The following is a 14,339-nucleotide window of genomic DNA, read 5'->3' as shown; positions in this document are numbered from 1 at the left end:
ATAACGATCGTTTGCACTTTTAGAAGTTCATTTAAAGGAGTGTCAGAAATCCTAAAATAAACCCTCTTCTGCAATTTCTGAAATGTTTAATAATAGGTATGGGAAAATGAACTTTTGAAAAGGTAATATTGAGTTCAAATACATAGAATGATTAATTACCGCTATCCAGAGGCACCTAGAACCAATATTATCATCAATTCGATATTACCGTATGTCGATAATGTGTTTTATTGCGTATATTGTATGTAAATAAAATTTTATCTATGGCAACTATCAGAAAATCATTGACTATAACCACCTCCCAAGAAGAATGGATCAAAAGGCAAATCGAGAATGGTGGATTTGCCAATGACAGCGAATATATGCGGCATTTAATACGTATGGATGAGGAAAGCAATAGGGAATATTTAATTACCAAAGCGGCCATCCAGGAAGGTTACGATAGCGGTATGAGTCCTAAGGCAAGATCTGTCGATGAAATTATCGAGGCTGCCAAAAATCGTAAGAACAGCAGGACTCAGAACATGAAGAATGTCTAGTTATAATTTATCGTCCAAAGCTGATAATGATATCGATGATATTGTGGATTACACTTTGGAGACCTGGGGCGAATCGCAGACACATGATTATGTATCCGAATTATTTCAGTTATTACAGACTCTTGCCGAAAGTCCCGAAATAGGGCGTAGTGCCTCTGAGTATGCCCCTTCATTAAAAAGATATAATTTCAAGTCGCACACGGTATTTTACGAACCAACCAAAAACGGCATATTCGTAGTCCGGATTTTAGGACAGCGGCAGGATTTTAAGAGGCACCTTTAAACGGTAATTTATAGATTTGCAAAGTTCAAGAAAACCTGGGAATAAGTAAACCCTGAATAATCAATATGTTTATCTATAATAAAGCGTATGGATATTTTAATATAAACTCAACTATTTATTAGTATCTGAACCTTTGTCCGTGTCTATTACATAAAATTCAGAGGCCTCATTTATAAAAACATCAAGCACACCATCAGCAATTTTTATGTGTCCATCAAATCTGGTCGCACCGGGGATGCTTTCAATTTCAGAAGCCTGCTCTTTAATTTCTTTGGCTTGTTTAAAATAATCACGAGCTTCGGAATTTCCTTGATCTGCAGCCTCAAGTCCTTTTGCCGTATATTCCAGGGCTCCTCCCCAAAGTTCCATGGCATCTAGCCATGGAGCAGATTCTTCCACAAATGCTTGATCAACAACACCTGATCTGATGAAAGTTGGTGCATTTTTAAATTCGGTGGCGGATTTTTTTAGATATTTTATAGCTTCCATCCTAGAAACTTTATCACCATATGCAATTGCTTCCCTTACACCATCAAGCAACGATTTTAGCTTAGGAGCCTGTTCTTGCCAAGGGTGACTGCCAAATGTGGGAGCCAGGTGCTGTGTGTCAAAGAAAATAAGTAAGGCCTCAAGTGTCTGTTTATCCCCATTTGCAAGATTTCGAGCAGCGTAAACTAATGTCCTATCGGGATCGTAACCGCTATCATTCCAAGCAAAGGCCGCTACTCCCGTGACCGCAACACGGCTAGGGGCTTCCTGATTCATGGGATTGGAAAGGATCCCTGTTAATTCTTCTGAGAGTCCCGCTTCGCGTCCGGTGTAAGGTGCAAGCAACAAACGACCTGCGGTCTGCTTAAAGTCATTTACGGGATAGTTGTCCCATAGAAGTGTTTTACGACCGAATGCTTTCGTGGCTTTTTGTGCATCGCTCACCGAGATAGAGGGGGGCACAACATCCGTTCCTGTCCACTGAATGACTATGTTGGGATTGAGATTTTCCATGAGAGCATTTTTATAGGGACTTTCCTTGGCATCGTAATATTCGGTAGGTACCATAATAAGGGGTTCGGCATCTGGATCCAGGCGTTCCAGGTTTTCCTGTAACTTATTCAGTACTTCTGCTTGTGCCATACCGGCTGCTTTTTCCCCGGAAGGCCCGTATACCTCTTTATCCTGATCGCAATTCCACTTCGTATATTCAATATCGTCGAGAGCAACGTAAAAGTTATGCACACCTATAGAGCGTAGGTCTTCAAATTTGAGTTCCATGGCTTTGAGATCATCCTCACTGGAAAAGCAGATCGACGTACCTGGAGAGATTGCATAAATAAAGTTCACGTGGTTCTCTTTGGAGGCACTCACCAATTGTTGCAGCTTTTTTTTCTCATGGGAGGGATAGGGTTCACGCCACTTATCTCGGGCATAGGGATCATCTTTCGGACTGTAGACATAGGAGTTTGCCTTTACACTTGATAGGAACTTAAGGTGAGCGAGACGTTGCTCCACAGACCAAGGCTTTCCGTAAAAACCCTCGATCGTTCCTCTAATGGGCATTGAAGGATGATCTTGGATAACCAGGTTCGGAATGACGTCTTTTTGTACTAGTTGCCGAAAACTTTGAAATGCATAATATAATCCATCGGGATCATTTCCCACCAATGCTATTAGTGCGCCTTTATCCTGTGAAACGCTTGTAAGGGTATATCCCTCCGGATATTCTTGCAGGGAGACATTGCTCTGATCCAGTGCAGCCCGAACTGTTTTGGAATCACCAACTCCCATGACAATATACGTACGATCCAGGACCGGGGGCAGGTGGTCCGTAACCTTAATGGTTTTGACTCCGGAGGATTTCAATAATTCCCGTACCAGGTATTCAGTTTCAGGTAGAGATCCGCTGGCCGTGACCAAGTTTATCGAATCGCCTAATTTGAAAGCACCTTCATTCACCTTGAGGGATACCGGCGAAGGGTATATCATTGGTGCTATGGTTGGGAATGGACCTTGTTGATCAGTTTGAGCTTGGCCTGTCAGCAAGCCACTGATGATAAGGCAGGCATACAGAAATAGATATTTCATCGTATTTTTTTTAATTACCAACAAATCGATAATAGATTTCAGTGTAAAATCTATGAATATAATGGCCCGTAATTTTCGCAGGCTCGGTAATCTGAACCCTCTTTATCCATTCCAAAGGAATTCCATACTGATGGTCTAAACACTTCTTCATCATTTACGTTATGCATGCATACAGGTATTCTCAACATTGAAGCCAATGTGATCAGGTCTGAACCAATATGGCCATAACTTATGGCACCGTGATTAGAACCCCAATTATTCATGACGGTATAGACAGTTGCAAATGCCCCTTTGCCGGTTAATCTTGGAACAAACCAGGTAGTGGGCCAAGTGATATTCGTTCTTTCATCCAGTTTTTCATGAATTTCCTTGGGAATGTCAACACTGAATCCCTCAGCTATCTGCATTACAGGTCCAAGACCCTTTATAAGATTGATACGGCACATGGTAAGGGGCATTCCCCCTTTGGTGACAAATTTTGAGGAATAACCCCCACCTCGGAAGTAGCCCAAATCTGCCGGGTACCAAGTAGTTGCCTCCAACGAGGCATCTACTTCTCCTTGGGTAATGTCCCAGTAGGGCTTCATAACAGGTTTGCCGTCCTTTGACTGCTGCCCGGTGCCGTCGAGTGTTGCGGAACCAGAATTGATCAAATGGATAAATCCGTTCTCAGCTTCACCTTCAGGCTTCCAACCGGTGGCTTTTTGTACAGAATCAGGGCTCCAATAGGTGCGTACATCTGCAAAGATCTGTGCAGTATTGGTAAGTAAATAATTGAAAAGCATTGAAATACCATTTAGAGAATCATTCTCGGTGGCCACCATGAATGGGGAGCGCCTTCCATTCCAATCAAAGGATGAGTTTAGGATCGCCTCCGAAAAATCCCCATTTGGCATAAAATCAGTCCACTGCCTTTGTCCCTGAAAACCTGAAACTATGGCATTGTGCCCATGTGCCTCTTCGCCAAATCCCCTCTCTTTTAATTTATCATTGCCCACCATCAAATCACGTATGATCAAGGTCATCTTTACCACAAATTCCCAATCTTCCTGCTTTTGTTCTTTGGAGCGCTGTCTTTTATTTTCATTAAAATCTTTGCCTTCGGTACAATTTTCCCTGGTCCATTTCACCGCTTTTTCGTATTCATCTATGTCATAAATCTCTTTTTGTACACGTCGCAGCACCTCCGACGAGTCTACATATTCATTTCGCATGCCCAGGTAGGACTGAAAAAAGCTTGGATCTACCGCAGAGCCGACAATTCCCATAGAAACACTCCCTATTGCCAGATAGGATTTGCCGCGCATAATGGCTACCGCCATCCCGGCACGGGCGAAGCTGAGCAGTTTTTTCTGAACGTCCTCAGTAATCGTTTGGTCATCCATGTCCTGCACATCACTTCCGTATATGCCAAAAGCGGGAAGTCCCTTTTGGTTGTGGGCGGCAAGGGTGGCGGCAAGGTAGACAGCTCCGGGACGTTGGGTGCTGTTAAAGCCCCAAATGGCCTTGGGCATATGCGGATCAAAATCCATTGTTTCTGTACCGTATGCCCAACATGGGGTTACCGATAGGGATACCCCCACATTTTGGGCCTTGAACTTCTTCTCGCAGTCCGTTGCTTCTCTGACCCCACCAATGCAACTGTCTGAGATTACGCATTGATAAGGTTCTCCATTGGGGTAACTGAGCTTGTTTTCAAACAGTTTTGCCACATTTTTGGCCATGTTCATCGTAATTTCCTCAAGCGATTCGCGTACACCACCAAGTCGACCATCAATAATGGGTCTAATTCCTATCTTAGGATATTCAATAGTTTTATTCATTTTATTTTTTTATTACAAATTGCCTTGTTTTTTCTCAAAAGTGAAAAGCGTTAAAATCTCACTTATTATCCCCTGCCTGTTTATTTTTAAAAAAGTACGATAGGATGAACCCTACGATCAGAATGGTTAAAGTTCCCAGAACAATTGTAAGGTTTGCATGGAAAGGACTTCCATATTTTATGAATGATCCCGTAAACAAAATTGGAGATAGACTCATCCAGATTATAACGATAATCCCACACAGAACCCCTATCGCTGCCTGAGAACTTTGAACTTTTCTCGAAATAAATCCCAATAAGAAAAGCCCCAATATCCCCCCGCTGAAAATAGATGCAAGTGCCCACCAGGCATCCAAGGCACTTTCGACACCATTTAGTGCCAATCCAACAACCAACCCTATACCACCCATAATAGATGACGCTATTATCAATACACGCATGCTCTGTTTTGATGTTGGATTTTTCTTTATGTACCTTTTGTAATGATCCGCCAGAATAACCGTAGCAGAACTATTGATACTAGTGGAAATTGTACTCATACCAGCAGCGAATATCGAAGCTATTAATAGCCCGGTAATTCCCGTTGGGAGGGCCGTAACGATGAAATATGGAAAAATCTTATCGGCATTTTCCAATCCTTGCAGGTTGGAGGGCAATAGTTCTGGCATGGCTTGATAGTATGAGTAGAGGGAAGTGCCTATAAAGAAAAACAGCAATGAGACCGGAATATATAATAGACTTCCAAAAAGGGTCGATTTTTGGGCCTCTCTTTCTGTTTTTGCACTTAAATACCTTTGTATATAACTCTGATCAACCCCAAAATTCTGCATATTGATGAAAAGTCCATAAACTAGTATTAACCAAAAGGTTGATTGTGTAAAATCAAAATCAAAACTTCCCAAACTGAATTTATTACTTTTATCAGCTATGTCGAAAACCTGCCAAGGCCCATCGGGCATATCAAACAGTATTATCAATAAGCATGCAATCGCACCAGTTATAAGCACAATGCCCTGGATTGCATCTGTCCACACGACTGCCTCTATACCCCCCAATGTCGCATAAATGATGACACATATTCCAGTGATCGAAATTATCATAGGTATGTTCCATCCAAAAAGAACATTAAGCGGTAGGGCCAAAAGGTACAATATGGTTCCCATCCTGGCCAGTTGAGTCAGGAGATAAAAGACGGACGCATAAATCCTGGCCCATAGTCCAAAACGTTTTTCCAGATAGAAATACGCTGATTCACTCTGCATATTTCTATACAATGGAACAAAGAACACCACCGCCACAATTGCTGCCAATGGTATTGATAGGCTAAATACAAAACCGTTCCAGTTGGATAGGTAGGCGTTTCCTGGGAGTGCAAGAAAACTAATACTGCTTACAAAAGTCGCGAAAATCGACATTCCAATAGCCCATGTCGGGAGTCTTCCCCCTCCAGTCGTATAGTCCTCCGATGTTCTTTTTTTAAATGAGAATGAAACCCCAAAGAGTACTATCGCAATCATATAAACCGCAAACACTATTAAATCGACAAGGCTCAAATTCATAAATGGATTATAAAATATCTTTGACTATAAGATTCCTAAATTATTTCAGAAAGCTCATTTTTTATCTCATTGACTCTTTCTTTAAGATTATCTTTATCCTTTCCGAGATATGGCTCTATTGGTTCTGCCAAATAGTCCTTACAGAGACCAAAAGTGGATAATGCTCCTTTGAGACCTTTTAAATAACTGGATTGGTTGTTATCCATATTATAGATCTTAGAGCTTATTCTCATGACAAGGTTATGCAATAATAAAGTTCGACTATGATCTTTTCGAATGGCGGCATCGTATAGGGCAACGTACAGTTCCGGAAACAGGTTTGCCCCACCAGGAACACCTCCGTCACCGCCCATAAGAACCGTTTCGGCGATAGTTTCCTCTGGACCCACAAATAATTTGAAGGTTGATCGATCTTTGAATAAATGTATAAGTTTTTGAAAATAGGGGGCATTGCCAGAGCTATCCTTCAAACCTGCTATGTTTGGTACATTTGAAAGCTCCTTTATTGTATCAATTTCAAATGTGATTTTTGTGTGCGATGGCATGTTATAGAGATAAACAGGCAGTCGGGAGCGCTCCGCAAGCTTTTTATAGTATGAAATCAATTCGTTTTGAGATAATTTGTAATAAAATGGTGGTGCTGATACCACTGCTGTTGCACCCAATTTATGTGCGAGATCTGCAAGTTCGACCGAAACTTCAAAAGATGAATCTGTAACTCCAACAAGTACCGGTATTCGATCTTTAACGATTTTGATCGTTTCTTCTATTAGATTTACCTTTAGCCCCATGCTCAAACTTGCGCTTTCGCCGGTGGTTCCAAGTATGAATACCCCATGAACCCCCCCTTTAATGATATGTTCCAAAAGCAAGCTCAAACTAATAAAATCCAATGCTTTAGTTTCAGTCAAAGGAGTAATTAAAGGTGGTATAATACCATTTATCGAAATAGAATTTTGAGAGGTCATATAGTTTTGATTGATTAGGTTCTACGTGGGGAACTAATAAAAGTAAATTAGAGTTTTGTTGGATCGATAATCACATGCTTAATTCCTTTTCTGTTATACGTGTAGCTAGCATGGATCAAACCATCGGAGGTCTGAATAATTGCAGGATAAGCGTAGCCATGTTCAGAAGGCTCATTTTCAATTGTCATGACAGGTGTCCAGGATATCCCATCCATCGAAATAGCAAGGTTTAAAATATCTCTCCCTCTTTCTCCATCTTTCTTAACCTTGTGATTGTATATAAGTAATTGTCTTCCATCTTGAAGTGTTACAGCATCGGTCCCCGAATTTGGATTTGGTAAATCTAACCCTTGCAGTTGGCTCCATGTTTCACCATTATCTTTCGACCAGGATTGAACAATTACATCTTGCCGCGTACGAGCTAAAATCATTAATTTCCCATCACCGAATTCTAGTAAACTTGGTTGTATTGCGTCGAATTTTTTTCCATCATTTATAGGTCCAACAACATGCCAGGTATTTCCTCCGTCATTACTGATTTCGAAGTGTATCTGCCATCTCGTATCATCGTTTTCTATAATTTCCGTGCTCGACGGACTTATGATAGTACCATCTTTTAGCTGTATGGGTTTATTTTTGACCGGCCCGAGCAAATGGCCTATAGCTTTATCTTCTCCCAATTTTTTTTCATAGGACCATGTTTTTCCATCATCCAATGATGTTTTAACTACCCCCCACCAATCTCTGGGGTTAGGTCCTACCTTATAGAACATCATCAAAGGTCCGCTTTTGGGCTGGAACAGTACCGGGTTCCAAGTTGGATACCTAAGGCTATCGTTGACAAAACCATTAGCCATTTCGACTGGCCATGTCCATTGACCATTTTGAAACTTTGTTACCCTTATTCCGACATCATCGTGGCTTTCGTATGTTCCCGCAAAAAAACCTATAACGATCCCCGTAGCGGTCTCGACAATTGTTGATGCGTGGGCTTCGGCGGTCGGTTTATTGTCCAAGGGATATACAAATTCTCTCAACAGAAGGGCATTTTTTCCAACTTCCTCAAGAGGGGGTATATAGTATTTACCAGTCACATCATTCGGGGTTTGGGAGTAAATAGCTCCATTGAAGGTAATTAAAAAAACAAATAAAAATCCTATTTTAATGTATCCTGATTTCATAAGGTTGAAGGCTTTAATATCCTGGATTTTGTTCCAGATCTGCTCCCAGGTTCGCATCAATGGCAGTTTGAGGTATAGGCCATAGATTGTGATATTCCTGAACAGTAGTTCTAGAACTTTCTAATAAACCATAAGTTTGAACTCGATCTACTAACTTGCCCATTCTCATAAGGGTTTTTCTTCGAGGTTCTTCAAAAAGCAATTCTCTTGCACGTTCGTCCAATATATAGTCCTCTGAAATATCTCCAGTAGAAATTGGAATGGCATTTGACCTTTGTCTAACCGTATTGATATCATCAGCGGCATTTTGAGTGTTCCCGTTTCTGAGATAAGCTTCCGCACGGAGTAGATAGGTTTCAGCCAACCTGTAAACGTAGACATCATTGGTAATCCTACCTGAAGTGTTGTTCTCATTCCAGGGATTCCCTTCTATCTTTCTTGGGTAGGGATATAGATTTCTTAAACTGTCCTCAGCCATGGTAATTGGGGGGATCAACGCTCCAAAAGAGCTGGAAGATGGATTATTATAATAAAAATCCCTCCTGAAATTAAATTCCGAATTCCGTATATCGGAATCATCATCCCAAATATCGTATAGAGCGTAATTTGTTCCCCTTGCTCTTCCCACACCTCGACCCAGCTCATCTGTGGGCAGGTTTGGAAATCCGTCCGGGCTCAATATTTTGGTTAAAAAAGGACCCAGATTTCTTATGGATGAATTTCCGTTATTTGAACCCCCGCCACCTTCAGTAAACTGTTCGAACTGCCATACAAATAAAGATTCCAAATTACCGGAGCTTCTGTTGTAATTACCGTCACGAAACAAATCAGAAAAAACATCGCCCGGCTCATCCTGATAATTACCAAACCTTTCAGTCATCAATTGATAGTTTCCGGATTCAATAACTTTCGAGGCGCTCTCAATTGCTTTATCATAATTGCCCAAGCTTATATACACCTCTGAGAGCAAGTGATTTGCCACTGCGCTCGTGAGTTTGCCATCTTGGGGCACATTATCAACGGACACCAACCATTCAGCGGCGAATTCTAAATCGTTCTTTGCAAACTCATACACCTCTTCCCTAGAGGATCTAGTGTAATCAAATTTGGGATTGGCCATTATGGTATCAACGATTGGAACACCTCCATAAAGGTTTGCCAAAAAGTTATATGCATATCCCCTAAAGAAGCGTGCTTGGGCAATTACCGCATTTCTTTCTTCTTCCGATTCCCAAGTATCATCATTTTCAGGGCTATTTGCATAGACTATAATTGTATTGGCCTGTGGGATAATTTTAGAATATGCCCAATTCCAGTTCGCCGTTACCTCATTATTGATCGGGGTAAGATATGATACCCAGTTCCGGTATGTAAAATACTCAGCACCGGCATCCTCCCCGATATCGGTCCCTGGAAAGTTGGTTATAAAATAAAGATTGTCATTTTGCGAGTATTCCTCTCTTGAGGTCCAATAGAGACCATTTAAGTATATTTCAAATCCTTCCTGAGAAACAAGGGTATTATCTGCACTCAAAGATGACAATGGTTCTTCATCAAGATACTCATCCTGACACCCAACGGTCATCGATAGAATAAATAGGAGGCTTATACCCCAGATTATATTCGTACTTACGTGTACATTAAATTTTTTCATGATTGTATTATTAAAATGAAACATTTATACCTAATGAGATCGTGGTAGGTATTGGATATAGATCGTCGCTTCCCTGGATGCTTAAATAGGAGCCTCCATTCTCTGGGTCTGGGCCCAGCCAGTCTGTAAAAGTATAAAGGTTTTTGGCATTTAAGTAGACCCGAAGTTTGGTCAAGTTCAAGGAGCTGAGAATGGAATTGTCAAGGTCATAGCCCAATGTTACATCTTGAATTCTTACGAAATCACGGCTATTATAGAAATTTGTCCCCAAAGGATTAGAATAGGTCAAAGATGGTCTTGAGTTCGATTGATTTTCACTTGTCCACCATCCGGCATCCAGTTGATTGAGACTTCTGCCGGGTACAAGGGGATTGATTAGATTGAATGGTGCTTCCCAGCCTTGCATTGCATTTATGAAAAAGGAAAGGTTAAGGTTTTTGTAACTGAAACTATTGGTAATTCCTACCTGATACCTTGGACTTCCTCCAGAACCTACTACAGTCCTGTCCTCCGGGGTTATCTCGCCATCACCGTTCAGATCTTTTACTCTGACAAAACCTGGTTGCGAACCTTCCGGGATATCGTTATCGCCCTCTTGATATATCCCATCAAATTCATAGTCATAAAACGACTGTATAGGCTTACTAATGAACCAAGAGTTCGAGATATCATCATCTTCACGGCCATCACCGTTGATATCCGTACCGAATAGATGTACAATTTTATTTCTATTGTACGAAAAACTAAAATTAGTGCTCCAATTAAAAGAATCGGAATTTATATTGGTTGAATTTATTATCAATTCTATACCTCGATTGTTGACCTCCCCGATATTGGAAAGCACATTGTTGTATCCGTTTGAAACCGGTATCGTTTGGCGGACCAGCAGGTCTTCTGTCCTGCTATCATAAAATTCTATTGATCCGCTCAACCTTCTTTTGAACAACTCAAAATCAAGTCCTATATTAGTGGTATAGGTAGTCTCCCATTTTAGATTTTCATTTCCAAGTGATGATGTCACAACTCCCAATTCGCTTGGCCCATCGTTTCCAAAAACATATCTTCTCGTATCTGATAGGGTAAGGGATTGATAGGGATCAATGGCCTGATTTCCAACAGCACCATATGAAACTCGAAACTTGAGCAGATCAACAAAATCTAGATTTTGCATGAACTCTTCCTCAGAGACTATCCAGGCAAGGGCACCTGAGGGAAATGTAGCATATTTATTGTTAGATGCAAACACCGAACTACCATCCCTTCTAGTGGTAAAGGTCAGTAAATAGCGGTTTTTGAGTCGATAGTTAATACGTGCCATGTAAGAAACACCGTCAAAAGCATTGGCTATAGATGAAACTACTGGGGAGTTTCCCAGTCCTAAATTGTTATAGCCCAAAACATCTGGTGAAAAACGTTGTGCAGAAGCGGTCGTACTTTCAAAATCGGTGTGGTTTCTACTTAAAAGAAGCGTAATGTCCAAATTGTGGTCCTCTCCAATATCAGTATTATATTTCAAAATATTCTCCAGAAACCAGTTGTACGTTTTGCTATTGTACTTGCTTCCACTTGTATTGTTGAAATCCACATTTACGTCCTGTCTTACAAAATTATAATTATGATTCCAGAGATAATTTGGAGAAAAATTGAGACGGTAAGATAGGCCGTCAACAAAGGGTGCTGTAAGTTCTGCATAGAAATTGCTGAAGAGATTATTCGAAATTTCCTCATTATCGGTTAGTATCGCAGACCTTATCGGATTGACCGCAGCTTGCTCGGAAGGTATTGGAAACTGTGTGGGCGATCCATCAGGGAAATAATAGTTTCCAAATGGACTGACCCTATAAGCGTCCCTGACACTTGCTGCCTCACCAGAAAGGTCCCTTATTGAAAATGTAGTATTTGTTCCAACGGTTAAGTAATCATTGAGCTTAATATCTATATTTGACCTTAATGTATTTCTTTTGAGATTATCATTATAAACCAAGCCTTCATCCTCACTGTGCGAGGCGGAGAGAAAATAATTTACGTATTCAGATCTACCCGAAACGCTAAAGTCAATTGTTAAGTTTCTACCCTGCTGGAAGATTTCATCCCAGGGGTTCCGGGAAATGCCGTTTAAATAATTATCTGCTTCAACCTCAGATAAATACTGTGTAATATTTTTAGGATCCGCTTCAAGACCAGATTGTTCACGCCAATCTAATCTTCTTTCAATATACCTTTCGCCGGTCAACAGTTTCAACTCCGATGAGGGTTCTGAAAGACCGCTATTGAAATTTATATTGAATTGGGGTTTTTCCGTAGTACCTTCCTTAGAGGTTATTAAAATCACACCATTTGCTGCTCTTGACCCATAGATAGCAGTTGAACTTGCATCTTTTAAAACCTCCATTGATTTAATATCCTGTGGATTGATATCATTAAGCGACCCTCTAAATATTATACCATCTAATACGATAAGTGGGGCACTGTCGCCACTTAAGGAGTTCTGACCGCGAATCAAAATGTTTCCGACTTGACCGGGTCGTCCAGTTTGATTGAATTGAACACCGGCAACACCTGAGAAAGATTGAGTAATATCGATATCTGCCTCTGTGTCCGTCATATTTATTGATGAAATGGCCCCAGTGACGTTTCTTTTGCTCTGTTCGCCATATCCCACAACGACAACTTCGCTCAATGCACTTACATCACTTTCAAGAGTTATATCAACTACCGTATTCTGGCCCACGGGAAGCTCCTGACTCTTAAAACCCAGATAGCTGAAGATCAATGTTGGATTTTCCGATTTGACCTCTATTGAATAGTTTCCATCCAAATCAGTTATTGTACCGCCATTCTCACCTTTAATGGAAACACTGACACCTGGAATACCTTCTATCATATCAGAACTAACCACTTGACCGGTAATCGTTTTTTGGGAAAAGGCTGATATGGAACTTAGTAAAAAAAGGAATAAGTAAATTTTATTCATAATTGTATATTTTAATTGACTACATCGTTTGAAATAAATCTTAACATTTTAACTATTTTTGGTTAGTATATATAACTATGCTATCTATTGATAATAATTCGATATTAAGAATTATATATTTAATCAATAAAGTAATTATCATATTAAATAAATATTTGCACAATTTTGAATAGAATCATTACTTCGGCATTCGTTAGATTCAAATATGTAAATAAATTATTATATTTATTTCTTAATAATGGGCAAATTTATATACTATCTTACCATTAATTTTTATTAAAATGAAACCGCATTTTCATAAAGTTCCTATAATTTCTGGTGATTCATTTAATATAAGGAGGGATGTCAAACCTTATTTTGATTCTATTTGGCATTATCATCCAGAATTGGAACTGCATTACATAATCAAAGGTGAAGGAACACAGTTTATAGGACATAATGTGAGCAATTTTTCTAGCGGCGATCTAATTTTTTTGGGTCAGAATCTTCCACATACATGGAGATGTAAAGAAGATTATTTTCTGCAGACGTCTGAATTATATGTAGACGCAATAGTACTTCATTTTTTACCTAATTGCTTAGGTTATGATTTTTTGGACATTCCTGAGGCTTCTCAATTAAGTGATTTTTTCGAGACTTCAAAAAAAGGCTTTGTTATTAACGGTCCTTCAAAGGAAGTTATCTTTGGCCTATTGCAAAGTATGTTGATATCCAACGGTATTGAAAAAATTATACTTCTTCTAAAAATTATAAAGGAATTGATGATCGCAGAAAAGTATCTTATATCTGGCATTTCAAACAACTATCCAAAAAATGATTCAGAAATGGCCATGTTCAATAAGATCTATTCATATACTTTGGAAAATTACCGAGAGGATTTGACTTTGGATAAAATCTCAAATATTGCAAATATGAGCGTAACCTCATTCTGTAGGAATTTTAAACTGATAACTAAAAAGACGTTTTTGGACTTTCTTATAGAGGTAAGAATTTCTAATGCTTGTAGATTGTTAGTTGAAAACAGTTTGAATATTGAAGATATAGCATATAAAACAGGATTTAACAACTTATCAAATTTCTATCGTCAATTTAAAAAAACAAAAAATTCAACTCCTCTTCAATATCAAAAGAAATATATTTTAAATCTTCAATCGGAAAAGAAATAAATTTTCATCCCTGATTGTTATGTTGCTAAAAGTTCATTTAAAGGAAGGTCTGAAATCCTAAAGTAAACTCTCTGCTGCAATTTTTGAAATGTTCAATAATAGGTATCGGAAAAT

General features: G+C 39.6%; 10 protein-coding genes. 3 read left to right on the top strand and 7 right to left on the bottom strand.

What is annotated here, in order from left to right; genetic code table 11:
- The first annotated feature begins 263 nt into the window (after positions 1 to 263).
- Together P162_RS01565 and P162_RS01560 are read left to right on the top strand one after the other, a co-directional pair.
- Entirely contained in the window at positions 264 to 539 is a 276-nt protein-coding gene (locus P162_RS01565; RefSeq protein WP_035916739.1) for a type II toxin-antitoxin system ParD family antitoxin, read from the top strand.
- Positions 532 to 822 carry a type II toxin-antitoxin system RelE/ParE family toxin gene (locus P162_RS01560; RefSeq protein WP_031425437.1) on the top strand — a complete coding sequence of 97 codons (291 nt, stop codon included), beginning with the start codon at positions 532 to 534 and terminating at the stop codon, positions 820 to 822. Before P162_RS01565 ends, P162_RS01560 begins: the two co-directional genes overlap by 8 nt.
- A 111-nt stretch (positions 823 to 933) precedes the next feature.
- Here P162_RS01560 and P162_RS01555 read toward each other — a convergent pair whose 3' ends face one another.
- From P162_RS01555 to P162_RS01525, 7 genes are read right to left on the bottom strand one after another with little or no spacing between them, the layout of a single operon-like run.
- Complete coding sequence (locus P162_RS01555) at positions 934 to 2,901, bottom strand: beta-N-acetylhexosaminidase family protein (protein ID WP_051907730.1); 1,968 nt, start codon at positions 2,899 to 2,901, stop codon at positions 934 to 936.
- Positions 2,902 to 2,951: 50 nt separating this feature from the next.
- Positions 2,952 to 4,724, bottom strand: a complete 1,773-nt coding sequence (locus P162_RS01550; protein ID WP_031425435.1) for an L-fucose isomerase — start codon at positions 4,722 to 4,724, stop codon at positions 2,952 to 2,954.
- A 58-nt stretch (positions 4,725 to 4,782) separates the two neighbouring features.
- Positions 4,783 to 6,282 carry a sodium:solute symporter gene (locus P162_RS01545; protein WP_031425434.1) on the bottom strand — a complete coding sequence of 500 codons (1,500 nt, stop codon included), beginning with the start codon at positions 6,280 to 6,282 and terminating at the stop codon, positions 4,783 to 4,785.
- A 35-nt stretch (positions 6,283 to 6,317) separates the two neighbouring features.
- On the bottom strand, positions 6,318 to 7,250 hold the full coding sequence (locus P162_RS01540) for a dihydrodipicolinate synthase family protein (protein ID WP_031425433.1): 933 nt from the start codon (positions 7,248 to 7,250) through the stop codon (positions 6,318 to 6,320).
- A 47-nt stretch (positions 7,251 to 7,297) separates the two neighbouring features.
- The gene (locus tag P162_RS01535; RefSeq protein WP_206340670.1) at positions 7,298 to 8,488 is read right to left on the bottom strand and encodes a sialidase family protein; all 1,191 of its coding nucleotides are present in this window, start codon (positions 8,486 to 8,488) and stop codon (positions 7,298 to 7,300) included.
- Complete coding sequence (locus P162_RS01530; protein ID WP_031425431.1) at positions 8,445 to 10,085, bottom strand: RagB/SusD family nutrient uptake outer membrane protein; 1,641 nt, start codon at positions 10,083 to 10,085, stop codon at positions 8,445 to 8,447. Before P162_RS01530 ends, P162_RS01535 begins: the two co-directional genes overlap by 44 nt.
- Positions 10,086 to 10,095: 10 nt before the next feature.
- Complete coding sequence (locus P162_RS01525) at positions 10,096 to 13,059, bottom strand: SusC/RagA family TonB-linked outer membrane protein (protein WP_035916736.1); 2,964 nt, start codon at positions 13,057 to 13,059, stop codon at positions 10,096 to 10,098.
- Between the two features lie 281 nt (positions 13,060 to 13,340).
- Here P162_RS01525 and P162_RS01520 point away from each other — a divergent pair, with 281 nt between their 5' ends.
- Complete coding sequence (locus P162_RS01520; protein ID WP_031425429.1) at positions 13,341 to 14,225, top strand: AraC family transcriptional regulator; 885 nt, start codon at positions 13,341 to 13,343, stop codon at positions 14,223 to 14,225.
- Positions 14,226 to 14,339 lie beyond the last annotated feature (114 nt).

It is taken from the genome of Flavimarina sp. Hel_I_48 (assembly GCF_000733945.1).
GTDB lineage: Bacteria > Bacteroidota > Bacteroidia > Flavobacteriales > Flavobacteriaceae > Leeuwenhoekiella.
This window is presented reverse-complemented; position numbering and strand designations above follow the sequence as displayed.

What these genes read in the sequence shown, in the direction of transcription:
- P162_RS01565 (WP_035916739.1), top strand. Translation starts at nt 264, where the DNA reads ATGGCAACTATCAGAAAATCATTGACTATAACCACCTCCCAAGAAGAA.
- P162_RS01560 (WP_031425437.1), top strand. Translation starts at nt 532, where the DNA reads ATGTCTAGTTATAATTTATCGTCCAAAGCTGATAATGATATCGATGAT.
- P162_RS01555 (WP_051907730.1), bottom strand. Translation starts at nt 2,901, where the DNA reads ATGAAATATCTATTTCTGTATGCCTGCCTTATCATCAGTGGCTTGCTG.
- P162_RS01550 (WP_031425435.1), bottom strand. Translation starts at nt 4,724, where the DNA reads ATGAATAAAACTATTGAATATCCTAAGATAGGAATTAGACCCATTATT.
- P162_RS01545 (WP_031425434.1), bottom strand. Translation starts at nt 6,282, where the DNA reads ATGAATTTGAGCCTTGTCGATTTAATAGTGTTTGCGGTTTATATGATT.
- P162_RS01540 (WP_031425433.1), bottom strand. Translation starts at nt 7,250, where the DNA reads ATGACCTCTCAAAATTCTATTTCGATAAATGGTATTATACCACCTTTA.
- P162_RS01535 (WP_206340670.1), bottom strand. Translation starts at nt 8,488, where the DNA reads ATGCGAACCTGGGAGCAGATCTGGAACAAAATCCAGGATATTAAAGCC.
- P162_RS01530 (WP_031425431.1), bottom strand. Translation starts at nt 10,085, where the DNA reads ATGAAAAAATTTAATGTACACGTAAGTACGAATATAATCTGGGGTATA.
- P162_RS01525 (WP_035916736.1), bottom strand. Translation starts at nt 13,059, where the DNA reads ATGAATAAAATTTACTTATTCCTTTTTTTACTAAGTTCCATATCAGCC.
- P162_RS01520 (WP_031425429.1), top strand. Translation starts at nt 13,341, where the DNA reads ATGAAACCGCATTTTCATAAAGTTCCTATAATTTCTGGTGATTCATTT.